Genomic DNA, 17,514 nt, shown 5'->3' on the forward strand with positions numbered 1-17,514 from the left:
TAAAAATGTACTTTTTAGATATTAACTTGGTAATTTAAAAGTAGCTCGTCAGCATTTTTACCGCGTATACCCCAATTCTCTTTAGGGGTTTCAAAAATCGTAATTTCAATATCTTGAGGTGCTATTTTGCATTGTTCTTCAATATTGCGAAATAAAGTTTGAATGAGTTGTTTCTTAGTAGCTGGGCTACGTCCCGCAAACATTGAAAGTTCAAGAATAATGTAGTGTTGGCTACGATCAGAAGGATAGATAAAATTTCCAGGTTTAAGGCTGATAAAACGCTGAAATCTTTTCTCAACCGGATATTTCAACTCTTCAATGAGGGCTTGATGAATAGCATGAGAAAGTAGTTCTCGATACTGCATAATGGTTCGTTCATTTGCGTAAATTTTAACTTGTGACATTTTTATCTCTATTAAGTAGATGAAGTTATCTTTTTAATCAATTCAAAAATTAGTTTTTACACCAGAAGTCTCAACCCCTCTGGCTGTGAGTTATTTTATATAAGGAAAATAAGTTTATCTATTTATAAAGGTAAGTAAGTATAGATCAGGCCATACACAATTGCGGCGGTTAATGTTGCTGGAACAATTTTTTTAAATTTAAAATAAAGACCTGCTAAAACCAAAAAGCCGATAAGCATTGCTAAACTTTTATCTGGATTTTCAAGCAGCGGTGGAAGTGTTGCTACCACAAGCATGGCGCTAATTGCAGATATACCAATACAACCCAAAGCAATTTTTAACCAGACTGAACCGCGTCTTTGCTGTGTACCTTGTAGCTTTTGTATAACAAAGAATGGTCCAAAACGTGAGGTGAAATTAGCAATACCGACAATTATACCTACCAGAATAATCTCTAAGTTCATTTTAAACTTCGACCTCTTCTTGCTGTCTTAATACATAATGTTTAAACAAGCCTGCTAAAATGCCTGAAAGAATACCAATAAAAATAGCCGCAGATAAGTTAATCCAATAGCAGGCTAAAGCTGAAACGACTAAAGATACAGCGACTACAAGGCTATGTTTGCGTTCAAACGCAGCTAATAAAAAACTCAAAAATAAAGCTGGAAGTAAGAAGTCTAATGCTGCTTGTAAAAATTTTGGCAGATGAGTGACCTGATCTGCAAATAATCCGCCTAGTAAAGAGCCGCTTGCCCAAGCTATCCAGCTAAATAGGCTTAGACCTAACATCCAAGACTCGGACCATTGTTGACGACGTTGCGAAAGTTGGATCATCCCACTCGCAAAAACTTCATCGGTTAAGCCCCAAGCCCAAACCGCCGTTTTTTTAAGATTTAATTTGTTCGGAATAAGGTTATATAGCGCTGGCCCATAAAGCACATGACGAATATCAAGTGCAATGACTGTTAATGCAGTTAACCAAATCGATGAACCGCTGGCTAAAAGGGCTACAACCAAGAACTGGCTGGCTCCGGCATACATTGAACAAGATAGGAAAAAAGCTTCCCATGGGGTAAAACCAAACTGAGATGCAGAAACACCAAAAGCAAAAGAAACGGGCAAATAGGTAAGTACGATAGCTTGACTATCTTTAGCGCCTTGCCAAAAAGTTGCCGTTTGATCAGCCATCAATTGTTGTTTGGACACGATACACCTTGGCAATAAACCAAATGATAAAAATACTTGAAAGATTGAGTATTGTAGCTGAATTTAATAGCATAGTGCCGAAATGTTTAATCGGCAGTTTGCTATGTTCAACGCTAAGATTCGTTTAGTTTATATCGCCATGTTGAGTGCAGGTATTTTTACATTGCAGGGCTGTGACAATGGTCATCAAGATGCAGAAAAAAAAGTAGAAATTAAGCCAGCACCGAAACTAACTAATGATGCAACTGTTTATGCTCAAAAAGCATGGACACTAATTAATACGGTTGAGCATTTGGTTTATGAAAAGCAGCTCAGTCAAATTAATGACAACGTTCGTAAACCTCTACGTCAATTAAGTACGGACTGGCGTATTAATGTGAAAATGACTGACTCGGTTACGGAAGGGAAATATGCGCTTTGCCGTAAAGCATTAACCAGTTTAGATGTATGGGCGCGTGAAACATTAGAAAATAATAATTCAGTTGCTCAGAAGCAAGCTGATTATGAGCGTGATAAAGCCCAGTGTAAGGATGCAATTGATAACCCTAATCTTGGCAATACCTCTCCAAAATAAAAACTTGTAAATATAAAAAGCGAGATGATCAATCTCGCTTTTTTACTTTTAAATGATAATGAGTGAATGTTAATTAAGGTTTTGTTGCTGGTTTCATCGCGTCATGTTTCATTTGATTTGCATCATGCTGAGCATGCATAGATTTCATCATTGCTTCATGCTTTTGTTCAGTCATATCTTTTTTGACATCTTGTTTTGCTTTTACTACTTCTTTTTTAGCAGTTGCTTTGCCGTGTGCAGCAACACATTTTCCGCCTTTATGATTTGGTCCTGTACCACCTTGTAATTGAGTTCCTTTTGGACATGCAAATGCCGAAACACTTAACATAGCCAATACGCCGGCTGTAAGAATTGTTGATAATTTTTTCATGTTAATCAGCGCCTTGTTGAGTATTATTGCTTAGCTTGAGTTTAAGATGAAAATATCTGCTTTAAAACATTTATTTTGTGAAATAGAGTTTGAACAATGTGTTGTTTTGCAGTGTTATCTATTTTTTTAATTTAGTTTTAAGTTTTTGTTATATGGTCGCCTTTACAAAAATTATGCATGAGCTTGAGCAATTACTTTCAATTGCTCAATATCTAAAATCTCAATTTTTCTAAAAGCAATTTTGATGATTTTTTGTTTTTCAAGCAGGCTCAGTTCATGATTGATTGTCTGTCTAGATGTGGTCAGCATATTTGCCAATTGTTCTTGAGAAATATGAATATGATGATCTTGAATGAGAATATGATTGCCATAACCCTCTAAAATAAATAGAAGACGCTGAGCAAGTCTTTGAGAAATACTGCGTGTTTGGATAGCAATCTGTTCTAAAAAAACGTATCTAAGTTTTTGGCTCGTTAAACGCGCAAAATAGTACCAATAATAAGGATTTTCTTTGAGTAGCTCATTTAAGGGCTTCGCAGGAATATGCAGAACCGTACTTTTTTTCAAAGCAATTGCATCGTGTGAGCGCGGTTCATGGTCAATGAGGGATATTTCACCAAACCACATAATCGGCTCAGCAATAGCAGAAAGTGCTTCATTACCATTTACATCGACATAACCTAAGCTAATTGAACCTTCAAGCACGGTATAAATACCATCAAACACATCTTGGGCACGAAAAACATAACTATTTTTTTCAAAGGTTCTTTGTTTACCATGTTCTAGAATAAAGTTTTGGAATGCTTCTGGAAGCACACTAAACCATGTGTTTTCTTTCAATCGATTAATATAAATAAGGTCCAATATTCGGCCATCCATGAAAAAAATCATTACTTTGTCAAATAGCTGACAACTTTAAGTTTTCCTTATTTGTACAGTATGACTATATGTTGATGAATAGGGAATAACTTATGTCGAATCTGGAGCAACAGCTTAGCAAATATGCGGCTTATCATTTAAATCATAAAAATATTTTGACGCATTTTATTGGTATTCCACTCATCGTATTTTCAATTTTATGTTTAACAGCAAGAGCAGGAATCGATATTGGTAGTTTTAAAATTACTTTAGCCATGGTGCTGATTGCAGCGAGTACGATTTATTATTTTATTTTAGATAAAATATTTGGTTTGCTTATGCTGGTTCTTTTAGCCGCTGTGTATCCACTGGCGAGCCAGATTGCCCAATTATCTTGGGGAGAATGGTTAGCAGCAAGCGTTGGTTTCTTTGTGGTGGGGTGGGTCTTTCAGTTTGTTGGGCATTATTTCGAAAAGAAAAAACCAGCTTTTGTGGATGATGTAATAGGACTTGCGATAGGGCCGTTATTTGTGTTGGCAGAATTTATATTTATGCTGGGTTTTAGAAAGCCATTGCATGAGCGAATTTTGAAAGAAGCACGTAGTAAAAGAGACATGATGGATCTTAGCCATTAATAATAAAAAAAGCCCCAATATATTGGGGCTTTTTTCTTAAACTTTAAACTTTAAACTTAAACGTTAAAACGGAAGTGCATTACATCGCCATCTTGAACGATGTAAGTTTTACCTTCTAAACGCCATTTACCAGCTTCTTTAGCGCCGTTTTCACCATTGAATTGTACAAAGTCATCATATGCAACAACTTCAGCACGGATAAAACCTTTTTCGAAATCAGTATGAATAACACCAGCTGCTTGAGGAGCGGTTGCACCAACTTTTACAGTCCATGCACGTACTTCTTGTACGCCAGCAGTGAAATAAGTCTGTAAACCTAAAAGTGCATAGCCTGCACGGATAACCACATTTAAACCAGGTTCTTCCATGCCCATTGCTTCTAGGAACTCAGCACGGTCTTCATCTTCTAATAATGAAATTTCAGCTTCAATTTGGTTGCAAAGAGGAACAACAATTGCGTTTTCTTCAGCAGCAAGTTTTTTTACTGCATCTAAATGCGGATTATTTTCAAAACCGTCTTCAGCAACGTTTGCAATATACATTGTTGGTTTTAAAGTCATTAAACCAAAACCACGAACTAATTTACGTTCGTCATCAGACAAATCAGCCGCGCGTGCTGGTTTACCTTCATCTAGTAAAGGTTGGATTTTTTCTAAAACAGCTTTAGTTGCAACAGCTTCTTTGTCACCGCCTTTAGCGACTTTAGTTAAACGTAAAATTGCTTTAGCAACAGTTTCAAGGTCTGCAAGTGCAAGTTCAGTATTGATGGTCGCGATGTCATCTAATGGATCAATTTTGCCATTTACGTGAATAACGTTTTCATCTTCGAAACAACGTACAACATGAGCAATTGCATCAGTTTCACGGATGTTAGCAAGGAATTGGTTACCCAAGCCTTCACCTTTTGATGCACCAGCAACAAGACCTGCAATATCTACAAATTCCATTGTAGTTGGCAAAATACGTTGCGGTTTAACAATCGCAGCAAGTTTGTCTAGACGTGGATCTGGTACAGGAACAATACCTGTGTTCGGTTCAATGGTACAGAAAGGGAAGTTTTCCGCTGCAATTGCTGCTTTCGTTAATGCATTGAAAAGGGTAGATTTCCCTACGTTTGGCAGACCAACAATACCGCAATTAAAACCCATGAAAACCACTCACAAATGTGTAAATTAAAAATTGTCGCTGATTTTACATGAAAGCCATGACAAAGTCATGGCTAGAGCAGGGTTCTGTTGAGTTTAAACTTTACGTTTATCAAGTTGCTGGGCTAATGCATCGCCTGTTGCTTGTATTAACATCACCAAAACAATTAATACAAAAATGACAGCTAACATAATTTGCATATCAAAACGTTGATAACCATAACGATAAGCTATATCTCCTAAGCCACCAGCACCAATAGCACCAGCAATGGCAGAGGAGTTAATCATGGTCACAATAGTCACAGTAAAGCCTGCCACAATACCCGGTAGAGCTTCTGGTAAGAGTACATGCCAAATAATTTGTTTGCGGTTACAACCCATTGCTTGAGCCGCTTCAATTAAGCCTTGATCGACTTCACGTAAGCTGACTTCTGCAATACGCGCAAAGAAGGGAATTGCCGCAATCGTCAGCGGAACAACGGCTGCCCAAACGCCATAACTGGTACCCACAATCCAGCGAGTAAGTGGAATAAGGGCCACCATTAAAATAAGAAAAGGTACAGAGCGAGTAATGTTGATGACCCAACCCAATGCATGATTAATCTTTTGTGATGGGTGAATGCCATGCTCAGAAGTGCTGACTAAAACAACAGCAATAGGTAAGCCAATTAAAAATGCAATCAATGCAGATGCGCCCACCATAAGTAAGGTATCTACAGTTCCAGTAATTAATAGATCAATGAGCTGGTCGTGCATAGCCAAGTACCTCAAATTGTGCAATTGCAGTTAATGCATCTTGTTGTATGGATGAAATATCAATTTCTACATTAGGGATACCGACTAAAAGTGAGCCAATAATATGCCCTTGAATCGTGTCGACCTGACTTTGATATAAATTGACGGGTGCTTTAAACCTAGAAAGTAATTCTTGAATATCTGGAACTTGATGTGCTTCAGCCTCATATTTAAGTTTTACAATAATATGAGTCGAATCTTCATCGGGTAGAGGACTGATTTTAAAAGGTAGCGTGATTTGTTCAAGATTAAGTAGCTCTTGAGTAATGGGTTGCTCTGGTCGTGAAAACACGGACCAAACCTGTCCAGCCTCAACAATTTCCCCTTGATCAATGACCACGACTTGATCACAAATTTCTCGAATGACCTGCATTTCGTGAGTGATTAATACAATGGTTAAGCCCAATTCCTGATTAATCTTTTTAAGTAAAGCCAAAATAGTGGCGGTACTTTCTGGATCAAGCGCTGAAGTTGCTTCATCGCACAGTAAAATTTCAGGGTGGTGAACCAGTGCTCGTGCAATGCCAACACGTTGCTTTTGCCCACCAGAAAGTTGTGAAGGATAATAGCCAGATTTATCAGACAGTCCGACTAAAGCCAAAACTTCATTTACACGTTGGTCGATATCTGCTTTGTTGTAATTGGAAACTTTTAGGGGCAAAGCCACATTTTCCCAAACTGTTTTTGCCGACATCAAATTGAAATGCTGAAAAATCATTCCAATTCGTTGACGGGTTTGAATGAGCTCGGCATGACTCAATTCAGCAATGTTTTGTTGATGAATATGAATACTGCCAGTATTCACTTGTTCCAAGCCATTTAAAGTGCGAAGTAAGGAAGATTTTCCTGCACCGCTTTTACCAATAATGCCTAAAATTTTACCTTGGGGAACATCAAGGTTAATCTCTTTTAAAGCATGCAGTTTTTGACCTTGTGATTGGTAAAACTTATTTAAACCACGAATTTTGATATGGGGTAGAGAAAAATCAACTTGTGATCCAAAACTCACCATCGTCATTCTCCTTATTTCCAGCCTTGAAACCACATACCTTGGCCAAAGTCTTTATCCAGAATATTCTGTGCTTGTTTTGAGTTCTGGAAAGCTTTAACAAAGGTTGTAAGTTTTTGGTTTTTATCTTGGTAATCGCGACGGGTGACAAACAAAATTGCATATTTTTTATCGATTGGATCTAAAAATAATGCGCTATGCGGGTCGGTTACCTTTGCCATTTTTAAGTAGTGAGGGAAGCCGAAAATTAAATCGACATCGTTATATGCATGTGCTGTTTGGGGACCTTCAACTTCAATAAAACTCAACTGTTTAGGATTGGCAATAATGTCTTGGGTTGTTGAAAGTTCATTGTTGCTATCTTTAAGCTGAATTAAGCCAGCACGGTCCAACAGAATTAAAGCGCGAGCTAAATTGACCGGATCATTTGGAATAGCAACGCGTGCTTTTGCAGGTAAGTCTTCAAGCGATTTATATTTTTTTGAATATAGACCCACATGACTTCCAGTACCGACAGCAAATGCATGTAAGTCATAACCTGTTTCTTTAACAGCATTGCCTAAAAAAACGCTCTGCTGGAAAAAGTTTGCGTCAATATCGCCGTTTTGTACGGCAACATTTGGTGCTCGCCAATCAGAAAACTCAACGAGTTTGACATGAACACCTTGTTTTTCTACTTCATTGGCAACGCTTTGTAATAGCTCAGCATAAGGCGGGCTAATGCCAATTGTTAGAACATCATCAGCTTGCTTATTTTTAATATAGCGATAACCGACGAGACCCAGAATCACGATTAAAATCGTAATTCCAAGTAACCAAGGCTTATGCTGTTTGAACTGAATAGCCATAATTTTTCCGTTATTACTTCCAGCCTGGGAACCAAAGCGTAGGCCCAATCTCAGCGTCTAAGACAGCTTTAACTTTTGGAGAGTTTTGATAAATATCAACAAATTTCTTTAACTTATCGCCCTTGTCCTGATAGTCATCACGCACTACAAACAAAATGGCATAACGTTTATTCGTATTGTCATCAAGTAAAAGTGCACTTTCAGGGTCAGCTGTTTTTGCTAAACGTAAGTAATGTGGATAGCCAAAAGCCAAGTCAGCATCATCAATTGCACGTGCAGTTTGTGGTCCTTCAACCTCTACGAATTGCAAATTTTTAGGGTTTGAAACAACATCTTTGAGTGCAGATAAATGATTGTTTGAATCTTTAAGCGTAATTAATTTAGCTTGCTGTAAGAGTAGTAGGGCACGACCTTGGTTCACTGGGTCATTTGGAATGACTACACGTGCGTTTTGTGGCAATTCATCAAAGCTTTTATATTTCTTTGAATAAAGTCCGACATGTGATGCTGCACCCACTGCAAATGCCTTTAATTTAAAGCCTGTTTCTTTAATTGCATTGTCTAAGAAAGGTTGATGCTGGAAAAAGTTCGCATCAATATCCCCATGATTTAAGGTAATGTTTGGTGTGTTCCAGTCAGAAAATTCTACCAATTTTACATTTAAACCCTGTTGCTTTGCCTCATCGGCAGCAGCTTGTAAAGTTTTTGCAAATGGTGGGCTAATGCCAATTACAAGTTCATTTGAGCCACTTTGACGGTGTTTATTCCAAAAGAATAAAGCAACAAAAAGGACCACAACGACTAAGCCTACGCCTAGCCATTTTTTAGAGGCTGTTTGAGCCATGTCTATCTCCAAATTTAAGTAGTTATTTCTTCAATTTTTGTTAAGTTTTTGCTGTTGTTATAGGGACTACATCGGAACGCTTGAACAGGGTGCTGTTTTGGTAGTTGATCACCCCGATTAAAGATTTTGTTCCGTAGTGAACCCGTTTTATATGCAGTTTTATAGCGGCCACGTTGTTGTAGTTCAGGAATAACTAAACGAATAAAGTCGTGGTGAGACTCAGGTGCAACAGTACGCGTCAAATTAAAGCCATCAATATCGGTTTCATCTAAAAGATGAATTAAGTATTCTGTAACTTCTTCGCCACTACCCACAATGAGTGGATAACGACCACCCAAAACATGCTGAGCTTTTAAGTCATTTTTAGTGATTTGCTGTTCTTTAAATTTTTCGGTAATGGAAACAATGCTGTTACTTTTCTGGTAAGGAATCGCTTCATCGTCGGCAAATTTACTTAGGTCAATACCTGTTGAACTCGCATAATGAGCTAAGCCTGCTTCAGGGCTTGCGTACTGACGATATTCATTAAGTTTCTGTACAGCTAAGTCATGTGTTTCGGCAACAACAACAGTTATGCCGACAAAGACTTTAATGTCATCACCTGCACGCCCTTGTTGTTCGGCAAGAGCGCGAATCTTTTTCACTTGTTCACGGATTTTTTCAGGTTTGTCACCACCAATAAATACACATTCGGCATGACGAGTCGCAAACTGCATACCTTTTGGTGACGCACCCGCTTGAAACAGTGTTGGGGTGCGTTGCACGGAAGGAGACACCTGAAACACACCTTCACTCTGGTAATATTTTCCGTGGTGGTGAATGGTGTGCACTTTGGATGGATCTGTAAAAACACGCTGTGCTTTATCTTTTTTAACTGCGTCGTTTTCCCATGAGCCTTCCCAATATTTATAGCAAAGCTCTAAAAACTCTTCGGCTTGTTCATAACGGGCATCGTGGTCTTTTAAACCTTTTTGACCAATTAGGCGTTCTGCACTATCTAGATAACCTGTAACGATATTCCAGCCAATACGGCCTTGAGTTAAATGGTCAAGACTCGCAAAGCGACGAGCAAATTGATAAGGATGCTCATAGCTCAAGTTAACAGTCACACCGAAACTCAAGTTTTGAGTGACTGCCGCCATAGCTGAAATGAGTGTGGAAGGGTCATGGCTCGGAAGCTGAATGGACTCTTTTAAAGTGAGATCAATACCGTTTTGATAGACGTCATATACGCCGGTAATATCGGCAATAAATAGACCATCGAACAGGCCACTTTCTAAAGTTTTGGCTTGTTCAGTCCAATAGCTGAGTTCATTAAAACGGTGTGACTCATCACGTGGATGTGTCCATAAGCCATGATTGATATGTCCAACACAGTTCATATCAAAGGCATTCAGCAAAATTTCTTTAGCTTTAAAATCAGTCATCACAATGTCCCCCGACGAGGTGGTAGAACACCATTCAGGACATAGTTCCCAATAAAGTAATATTTCCATCGTGCAGCATCATGCAACGTATGTACGCGTGCATTTCGCCAAAAACGGTCTAGACCATCTTGTGCTTGACTACCACGGCTTCCAGCAAGTTCAATCAGCTTTGAAGATGCTTTTAGTGCGATATCGCTACTATGAGCACGTACTTTGGCAACATCGATGGATGCTTTCGCAATACTTTCAGGTGTAGTTTCAATTTTTGCGGCATCAATTGATTGAGCAGCTTGTTTTAATAAAACTTCACTTGCTCGTACATCTACAGCAATGCGTCCTAATTCATAAATCGTTAAAGGATCTAGGTTTGCCGTTGCAACTTGTGAATCAATCCACGGGCGAGCTTGATGTACTCTTTGCAAGCTTTCTTCAAAAGCTGCACGTGCAATGCCTACCTCAATAGACGCATGCATAATTTGGGCAAATGGACCCACTAAGGTCGGTTGTAAAAATGCAGTATCAAAAGGAATGACATCATCTGCATCTACAAAAACCTGATCGAATTTGACTGTACCGCTGCCTGTGGTTTTCTGCCCAAAACCAGACCAGTCATCTACAAGTTTTAGTCCTTGCGAACCACTTTTCACAAATGCCAGATATTCTCGTCCTGCATCGTCTAAAACTAGAGTTGGAATACGGTGAGCAAATAAGCTTCCCGTGCAGTAAAACTTTTCGCCCTGAATCAAATATCCATTTTCGTGAGGACGGATATTGGTTTGTTTATGGGTTGAAGTTTTAGTTTTAAACTCAGCAAGTGCATTACCAAAGCGAGTACCATTTAACACTTCGCCATATAAGCGTTGTTTTTGAGCTTCTGTTCCCATATTGCGTAATACTTCCAAAGCATAGAAATGGTTTTGTGGAATTTGTCCAATTGAACCATCTGCACCGCTTAAAAGCGCAATTACTTTAGCAACGGTATGACTTGAAACTTCGGCACCGCCATATTGCTTGGGTACTGTAATTGCCCATAGCCCAGACTGGCTTAAGGCATCAATTTCGGTATACGGTAAAATTCGCTTTGTATCGCGTTCTACTGCGGTTTTTTTAAATTGCTCAGCAAATTGTTTTGCAACTTCTAAAGCTTCAGCATCATTTTGAATAATCTGTGCTTGGTTTGATGCCGATGTTTGTTTAGTTTGAACCGATTGATATGAAGTCATGACAATTTCTCCTTAAATCCACGCGTGTCGGGCAGGGAAATGACCATTCAGGTAATAATTGCCAATGGCATGTAATTTCCAGCGAACAGGGTCGTGTAACGTATGCACACGGGCATTTCGCCAATGTTGATCTAAATTGTGCTGGCTTAAACTTGAGCGACTTCCCCCAAGTTCCAGTAATTTTTCAGAGATTTGTAGAGCAGCATCATTGGCATAGACTTTCGCTTCAGCAACTAAAATAGATGCTTTTGCTGTTTGTTCATCAGTCACATTTTGAAGTTGGTCAAGTTCATCTAAATATTCAGCAGCTTCGTCAAGCAATAAAATTGCAGCATCAAGCAGAATATTTAACTTACCCACCTCTTGCAGGGTGTAATGTTCAAAACTGGCTTTTTCAACTTTTGCATCAATAATCGGGCGTGCTTTATGAATGGTTGATAAGGTATCTTCAAAAGCGGCTTCTGCAATGCCTACATCAATGGCAACCTGTAATAATTGTGAGTAGGCACCACGATAGGTTGGGGCTTGTGTTAATAAGCGTTCATCAAAAATAAGTTCAGGATTAACTTCAACATCATTTAATTTAACTGTGCCGCTCGCAGTTGTACGCTGACCAAAACCATTCCAGTCATTAATAACTTCAATGCCTTGGGTATCTCGATTCACAATCACTAAAACGACATGGCCTTCAGGATGAACGGCCTTAATTGCAAGCCAGTGAGCAAAACTTGTTCCAGTCGAATAAAATTTTTCGCCATTTAAAATATATTTGCCATTTTCAATTTTAAGTGTGGTTTCTAAAGTTTTTGAGTCATGTGTATTACGTTCTGGGCCACCGTTAGCAAGACGTTTTCCTGCTAATATTTCTGAAAAGATAAATTGTTTTTGTTGTTCTGTGCCCATGATTTCGATCAGGTTTAAAAGGCTAATCTGATTTTGTGGAATTTGACCAACGTTCGCATCGCCTTTACTTAAAATACGGAAAACTTGTGCCAAGGTTTTATTGGAAACAAAAGCACCGCCATATTTTTTTGCAATGCGAATTCCGCCTAAGCCTTTTTGGCTAAAGCTTTCGATTTGCTCATGAGGTAATAAGCGTTGTTGATCACGTGTATTACGACCCTCTAAAGCATAATCCGCCACTTGATAAGCGGCATTAATGGCTTGTTGATCATTTTGAATGACTTGGACGTATGCCGTCGTTTTAGATAGAGAATTAGACATAATGACACCTTGTATTGCTGTCACTACCTTACAAAAGAAATATTTTTCCACTAAACGAGGACTTATGCTCAGCTTATGAAATAAAGTGCAAAGCATTTTTTTAGATTTTTAATGAAGAAATAAGTATATTAAAAACTTTTATAAATCAATTGGTTATTGTTTTTATGCAAAAAATTAATAATAAAATTAATTTTAATATGAAAAAGAGCAATAAGCACGGTAAAAAAAGATATAAAAACAATAGACTTAACTGTCAGCAAAAATGAGCACAATATCCATTGTTTTAAATAAAAATAGCTTTTAAAGTATCTACTTACCATCGACCATTTTTGTACAAATAGTCAAATAAAAATAAACGTGGAGATTTTATGCGGGTTTTGTATCAGTTTCCTTTGTCCCATTATTGTGAAAAAGCTCGCTGGTTGTTAGACCATAAAGAACTTGATTATGTGGCTCATAACTTGATTCCTGGGTTTCATCGTGCTTTCGCACAACTCAAAACGGGACAAAATTTACTGCCAATTTTGAAAGATGATCATCAATGGATCGCTGAATCAACCAAAATTGCACTTTATCTGGATGATACCTACCCAGAACACGTGCTTTTACGCCGTGATGAGCAACTTAGACAACAAACCCTTAAAATTGATAGTTTGGCTGATGAGTTAGGTATACATGTGCGCCGTTGGGCATTAGCACATAATTTAGCCCAAGGAGACCATGCTTTAGAAATTATGATGGGTGAACAAGGTTATTTACGTCAGTTTGAAAAAATATCAAAACCTTTCCTTAAGACTTTAGTTAAGAAGAACTATAAGCTTGAAGAGGAGTTAGTGAGCCAGTCCAAAGAGCGCATGGACGAACTCATAAATGAACTAAACCAATATCTAATAGAAAATCAAGCGCGTTATATGGTCGGAGATCGATTAAGTCTTGCCGATATTTCTGTCTGTTCAATGCTTGCACCACTTTTAGAGGTAAAAGGTACGCCGTGGGAGCGAGAAGAGGCAGAAGAAGTTTCTACAGAATGGGGTAATTATCAAAAATATTTACTTGATTTACCTCTAGGGCAATATGTTTTAAGAATATATCAAACTGAAAGAAATGCTCGCGTAGATTGGCGAGGAATTTAAACTTTATAAAATGCCCTGATTTTCTCGGGGCATTTTTGTAATATTTCTAAGTTCACTCATTTAACTAAATATTACTATCAATTTACTAAATGATTTTTATTAAACCATTTGTATATATTATTTTGATGTTTAAGTTGCTTTTTACAAAGTGAATTTATTGTATTGCTAAATCTTTAATAAAATTAATTTTTATGGTTTTTCATAAAATAAAATTTTTCTAAAAACAGTTTTTAGCTGAAGTTAAGCCACTTTATTGTGCATGTGTTTACATTGTAATCAATAATTGCCACATTTAAGTGTAAATAGATGAGCTTAATAATAGACAGAAGATTAAAACATAGATTAAAGTAGAAACATGTTAGCAGTTTTAAAGGTATTAACTCTGCAAAACAGACTGAATAAAATAAGTGAAGCAAATGGATGTGTCCTACTTGGAAAAGTTGGCGCGATAATTGCAATTTAATAATAAATCACTCTATTGCTCTATATGAATGATTCTATAGATAAATAGAGAGAATGATCATCAAGGAGTTCTTATGAAACGTTCTGCAACCTCTCTCATTGTTTCAACATTCATGCTTTGTACGGTTGGTGCTACTTCTCAAATTCAGGCAGCAGATACATTAGCTAAAATTAAAAGTACCGGAAAAATCGTAATTGGCCACCGAGAATCCTCTGACCCAATTTCATATGTTGTTGCAGGTAAACCAGTAGGTTATGCAGTCGATATCTGTAACCAGTTTGCAAATGACATTAAAAAAGAATTGAAAATGCCTGGGCTAAAAGTTGAATACAAGGCAGTAACTTCATCAACACGTATTCCTGAACTTTTAGCAGGTAATATTGATATGGAGTGTGGTACAACTACTAACTCTAAACAACGTCAGCAACAAGTTGGCTTTTCAACGAACTACTATGCAACTGAAGTACGTATGGCAGTTAAAGCGACTTCTGGCATTAAAAGTTTGGGAGATTTAAACGGTAAGGCCGTTGTTACAACTCAAGGTACAACATCTGATAAATACATTAAGATGAATGAAAAAGGTCAAGCGATCAATGTTCAAAATATCTATGGTAAAGATCATGCAGATTCTTTTGCCATGATGGCATCAGGTCGTGCGGCTGCATTTGTAATGGATGATAATATTTTAGCGGGCTTAGTTGCCAAGTCTTCAACCCCTAAATCTTTTGCAATTGTTGGTCCAGTACTTTCATCAGAACCATACGGAATTATGGTTGCTAAAGATGATCCGAAATTTAAAGCGATTGCTGACCGCACTGTAAATAATTTATGGAAAACCGGACAAATGGACGCTTTATATAAAAAGTGGTTCTTGTCACCAATTCCACCAAAAAATACAAATTTGAACATGCCACAAAGTTCATCTTATAAAAAATTAAAAGCTCGTCCAACAGATGCAGGGATCTAATAAGATCTTTTTGTCCTAAATTTACTTGTGCAAGTTAAAGCTTACTTGCACAAGTGGTCTATTTTTCTAAAGATATTCATTAAGGGGCAAACATGTCAGTCGGCTCACTAAACTGGACTATATTCTGTGCGGAGTCTAATGAATATGGTGTCGATAAAGCCGCATGGGCAGAATCAGTCTGTAAAGCGATTGGTAGCACAAGCTACAATGCTTATTCAGAAGCGCCCACATGGTTACAAATGTTAGGCTCAGGCGTCTTTACTATGGTTTGGACAGCGGTTATAGCCTTTCTTATCGCATTTTTATTAGGTTCTCTCCTTGGGGTAATTCGTACGTTACCCAACAAACCTCTCGCATTTATTGGCAATTGTTACGTTGAAATCTTCCGTAATATTCCGCTTATTGTGCAGCTATTTTTCTGGGCTTTTGTTTTTCCGGAATTTTTACCAGATAGCTTAAGCGCTGGTAGTGGGGATGTAGTTGCAGGTGGATGGTGGAAAAACATTCTGAATCAGCAACCCGCTGTTATTGGTGTTTTTGCATTAGGTCTCTACACTGCTGCACGTGTATCTGAACATATACGTGCCGGAATTAATACCGTTTCAACAGGACAAAAATTTGCTGCTTCCGCAGTAGGCTTTACCACTGCACAAAGCTATCGTTATGTCATTTTACCTGTTGCATATCGTACTGTGTGGCCAACGATTACTTCTGAAGCAATGAACGTTTTCAAAAACTCGGCTGTTTTATATGCTCTGAGTGTCTTGAACTTCTTCGCTTATACAAAAACTATGCGGGAAGAAACTTCTCAGGACATCATTATTCTTATTCTCTCTACACCTGTTTATTTAATTATTACTTATAGCATTAAATTTATCATGGCATGGATTGAGAAACGAATGGCTGTACCTGGCTTAGGTTCGGGAGGGAAGTAATTATGGATTTTTCTTTATTACAGAATCCTGATGTGATCGCGGCACTCAAAGAAGGTTTCGTTTTTACCCTTACTGTGACTGTATTGGCGATGATGGGTGGTATCCTGATCGGAACCCCATTGGCAATGATGCGTTTGTCTAGCAATGCCATCGCAAGTAATTTCGCAAAATTTTATGTCGATCTGTTTCGTGGTATTCCATTGATTCAGGTCATCTTTATTTTCTACTTTTTGTTGCCGAAAATATTTGAGTTTCAATCTGATACATATTGGGGACCGTTGTTTTCGAGTGTTGTGACTTTTGCTATTTTTGAGGCTGCATTTTTCTCGGAAATTGTACGTTCAGGCATTCAGTCTATTTCAAGAGGTCAGGTAAATGCAGGTTACGCGCTAGGTTTTACCTATGGTCAATCAATGCGTTACGTAGTTTTACCTCAAGCTTTTCGTAACATGCTCCCAGTATTATTAACTCAAACAATTATTTTATTTCAGGATATCTCATTAGTTTATGTAATTAGTGCCCCAGACTTTTTAGGTCGTGCAGATACATTGGCGAATACTTATGGTCCTGAAACGAAAGCAACATTCTATTTAATCGTCGCTGTAGTGTACTTCTGTAGTTCGTTTGTGCTGTCGCAATTAGTCAAACGCTTACAGCAAAAAATTGCCATCATTCGCTAATTGGAGATTTTAAATGCCAATGATAGACATCCAACATATCTCTAAATGGTATGGTGATTTTCAGGTTTTAACAGATTGCACGACGAGTATTGAAAAAGGTGATGTCGTTGTTGTTTGCGGACCGTCTGGTTCAGGAAAATCAACACTCATTAAAACAGTAAATGCGTTAGAACCATTTCAACAAGGTGACATTATTGTTGATGGTGTTTCTCTGAAGGATCCAAAAACGGATCTGGCTAAATTCCGTTCACGAGTGGGAATGGTCTTTCAGCACTTTGAACTTTTTCCACACATGACTGTTTTGGAAAATTTAACAATTGCTCAAGTTAAAGTGTTAAAGCGTTCAGTTGCTGACGCTCGCGCAAAAGGTCTGAAATATTTAGAGCGTGTAGGTTTGCTTGCGCATAAAGATAAGTTTCCGGGGCAATTGTCTGGTGGACAGCAGCAACGTGTAGCGATTGCGCGTGGCTTGTCCATGGACCCAATCTGTATGTTGTTTGATGAACCAACTTCTGCACTTGACCCAGAAATGGTCGGTGAAGTACTTGAAGTGATGGTACAACTTGCACATGAAGGTATGACCATGATGTGTGTTACCCATGAAATGGGTTTTGCTAAAAGAGTATCTAACCGTTTAATTTTTATGGATGAAGGTAAGATTTTAGAAGATTGCCCAACGCATGAATTTTTTGATAATTTAGATGCTCGTCACGAGCGTGCGAAGCTTTTCTTAGAAAAAATTCAAGCCATGCATTAATACCGCTAATAAAAAAG

General features: G+C 38.0%; 20 protein-coding genes. 7 read left to right on the plus strand and 13 right to left on the minus strand.

Translation table 11 applies throughout. From position 1 onward, the window contains the following. Positions 1 to 14: 14 nt before the first annotated feature. The 3 genes from KTH84_RS01285 to KTH84_RS01295 form a co-directional block, all read right to left on the minus strand. A complete protein-coding gene (locus KTH84_RS01285; RefSeq protein WP_133973978.1) occupies positions 15 to 404 on the minus strand; it encodes a tautomerase family protein in 390 nt (129 codons plus the stop codon). Positions 405 to 526: 122 nt separating this feature from the next. Further along, positions 527 to 868 (minus strand): L-valine transporter subunit YgaH, encoded by a 342-nt coding sequence (gene ygaH / locus KTH84_RS01290; protein ID WP_133973976.1) that lies wholly within the window; start codon positions 866 to 868, stop codon positions 527 to 529. A gap of 1 nt (position 869) precedes the next feature. Then, on the minus strand, positions 870 to 1,592 hold the full coding sequence (locus tag KTH84_RS01295; protein WP_133976322.1) for an AzlC family ABC transporter permease: 723 nt from the start codon (positions 1,590 to 1,592) through the stop codon (positions 870 to 872). 121 nt (positions 1,593 to 1,713) lie between these two features. On the opposite strand from KTH84_RS01295, the gene KTH84_RS01300 reads away from it, so the two are divergent. Then, positions 1,714 to 2,184 carry a hypothetical protein gene (locus KTH84_RS01300; protein WP_197730905.1) on the plus strand — a complete coding sequence of 157 codons (471 nt, stop codon included), beginning with the start codon at positions 1,714 to 1,716 and terminating at the stop codon, positions 2,182 to 2,184. A 73-nt stretch (positions 2,185 to 2,257) separates the two neighbouring features. Here the strand turns inward: KTH84_RS01300 and KTH84_RS01305 are convergent, their stop codons facing one another. Both KTH84_RS01305 and KTH84_RS01310 read right to left on the minus strand, forming a co-directional pair. Beyond that, on the minus strand, positions 2,258 to 2,554 hold the full coding sequence (locus KTH84_RS01305; RefSeq protein WP_042896593.1) for a hypothetical protein: 297 nt from the start codon (positions 2,552 to 2,554) through the stop codon (positions 2,258 to 2,260). Between the two features lie 171 nt (positions 2,555 to 2,725). Continuing rightward, the gene (locus tag KTH84_RS01310; protein WP_262471701.1) at positions 2,726 to 3,433 is read right to left on the minus strand and encodes a Crp/Fnr family transcriptional regulator; all 708 of its coding nucleotides are present in this window, start codon (positions 3,431 to 3,433) and stop codon (positions 2,726 to 2,728) included. Positions 3,434 to 3,525: 92 nt separating this feature from the next. Between KTH84_RS01310 and KTH84_RS01315 the strand changes: the two genes are divergently transcribed. Then, positions 3,526 to 4,047 carry a DUF962 domain-containing protein gene (locus KTH84_RS01315; RefSeq protein ID WP_262471702.1) on the plus strand — a complete coding sequence of 174 codons (522 nt, stop codon included), beginning with the start codon at positions 3,526 to 3,528 and terminating at the stop codon, positions 4,045 to 4,047. A 56-nt stretch (positions 4,048 to 4,103) separates the two neighbouring features. On the opposite strand, the gene ychF is transcribed toward KTH84_RS01315, so the two are convergent. The 8 genes from ychF to KTH84_RS01355 all read right to left on the minus strand — a co-directional run bounded on the left by ychF (position 4,104) and on the right by KTH84_RS01355 (position 12,586). Then, positions 4,104 to 5,195 carry a redox-regulated ATPase YchF gene (ychF, locus tag KTH84_RS01320; protein ID WP_005047532.1) on the minus strand — a complete coding sequence of 364 codons (1,092 nt, stop codon included), beginning with the start codon at positions 5,193 to 5,195 and terminating at the stop codon, positions 4,104 to 4,106. Between the two features lie 93 nt (positions 5,196 to 5,288). Continuing rightward, positions 5,289 to 5,948 carry a methionine ABC transporter permease gene (locus tag KTH84_RS01325; protein WP_262471703.1) on the minus strand — a complete coding sequence of 220 codons (660 nt, stop codon included), beginning with the start codon at positions 5,946 to 5,948 and terminating at the stop codon, positions 5,289 to 5,291. Beyond that, positions 5,929 to 7,005 (minus strand): methionine ABC transporter ATP-binding protein, encoded by a 1,077-nt coding sequence (locus KTH84_RS01330; protein WP_262471704.1) that lies wholly within the window; start codon positions 7,003 to 7,005, stop codon positions 5,929 to 5,931. Before KTH84_RS01330 ends, KTH84_RS01325 begins: the two co-directional genes overlap by 20 nt. A gap of 5 nt (positions 7,006 to 7,010) precedes the next feature. Then, the gene (locus KTH84_RS01335; RefSeq protein ID WP_262471705.1) at positions 7,011 to 7,844 is read right to left on the minus strand and encodes a MetQ/NlpA family ABC transporter substrate-binding protein; all 834 of its coding nucleotides are present in this window, start codon (positions 7,842 to 7,844) and stop codon (positions 7,011 to 7,013) included. 13 nt (positions 7,845 to 7,857) lie between these two features. Beyond that, on the minus strand, positions 7,858 to 8,688 hold the full coding sequence (locus KTH84_RS01340; protein ID WP_202742304.1) for a MetQ/NlpA family ABC transporter substrate-binding protein: 831 nt from the start codon (positions 8,686 to 8,688) through the stop codon (positions 7,858 to 7,860). Between the two features lie 14 nt (positions 8,689 to 8,702). Then, a complete protein-coding gene (locus tag KTH84_RS01345) occupies positions 8,703 to 10,115 on the minus strand; it encodes an LLM class flavin-dependent oxidoreductase (RefSeq protein WP_262471706.1) in 1,413 nt (470 codons plus the stop codon). Continuing rightward, positions 10,115 to 11,338, minus strand: a complete 1,224-nt coding sequence (locus KTH84_RS01350; RefSeq protein WP_262471707.1) for an SfnB family sulfur acquisition oxidoreductase — start codon at positions 11,336 to 11,338, stop codon at positions 10,115 to 10,117. The genes KTH84_RS01345 and KTH84_RS01350 overlap by 1 nt, the downstream gene beginning before the upstream one ends. Before the next feature lie 12 nt (positions 11,339 to 11,350). After that, on the minus strand, positions 11,351 to 12,586 hold the full coding sequence (locus tag KTH84_RS01355) for an SfnB family sulfur acquisition oxidoreductase (RefSeq protein WP_133973956.1): 1,236 nt from the start codon (positions 12,584 to 12,586) through the stop codon (positions 11,351 to 11,353). Between the two features lie 344 nt (positions 12,587 to 12,930). On the opposite strand from KTH84_RS01355, the gene KTH84_RS01360 reads away from it, so the two are divergent. The 5 genes from KTH84_RS01360 to KTH84_RS01380 all read left to right on the plus strand — a co-directional run bounded on the left by KTH84_RS01360 (position 12,931) and on the right by KTH84_RS01380 (position 17,497). Then, positions 12,931 to 13,695 carry a glutathione S-transferase family protein gene (locus tag KTH84_RS01360; protein ID WP_042896583.1) on the plus strand — a complete coding sequence of 255 codons (765 nt, stop codon included), beginning with the start codon at positions 12,931 to 12,933 and terminating at the stop codon, positions 13,693 to 13,695. Between the two features lie 536 nt (positions 13,696 to 14,231). Continuing rightward, positions 14,232 to 15,125, plus strand: coding sequence for an amino acid ABC transporter substrate-binding protein (locus tag KTH84_RS01365; RefSeq protein ID WP_262471708.1), 894 nt, complete (start codon positions 14,232 to 14,234; stop codon positions 15,123 to 15,125). 92 nt (positions 15,126 to 15,217) lie between these two features. Continuing rightward, a complete protein-coding gene (locus tag KTH84_RS01370; protein ID WP_133973952.1) occupies positions 15,218 to 16,060 on the plus strand; it encodes an amino acid ABC transporter permease in 843 nt (280 codons plus the stop codon). 2 nt (positions 16,061 to 16,062) lie between these two features. Beyond that, entirely contained in the window at positions 16,063 to 16,740 is a 678-nt protein-coding gene (locus KTH84_RS01375; RefSeq protein ID WP_133973950.1) for an amino acid ABC transporter permease, read from the plus strand. A 13-nt stretch (positions 16,741 to 16,753) separates the two neighbouring features. Beyond that, positions 16,754 to 17,497 carry an amino acid ABC transporter ATP-binding protein gene (locus tag KTH84_RS01380; RefSeq protein ID WP_042896581.1) on the plus strand — a complete coding sequence of 248 codons (744 nt, stop codon included), beginning with the start codon at positions 16,754 to 16,756 and terminating at the stop codon, positions 17,495 to 17,497. The last annotated feature ends 17 nt before the right edge of the window (positions 17,498 to 17,514 follow it).

Source organism: Acinetobacter sp. WU_MDCI_Abxb74 (genome assembly GCF_025513915.1).
Lineage (GTDB): Bacteria > Pseudomonadota > Gammaproteobacteria > Pseudomonadales > Moraxellaceae > Acinetobacter > Acinetobacter calcoaceticus_C.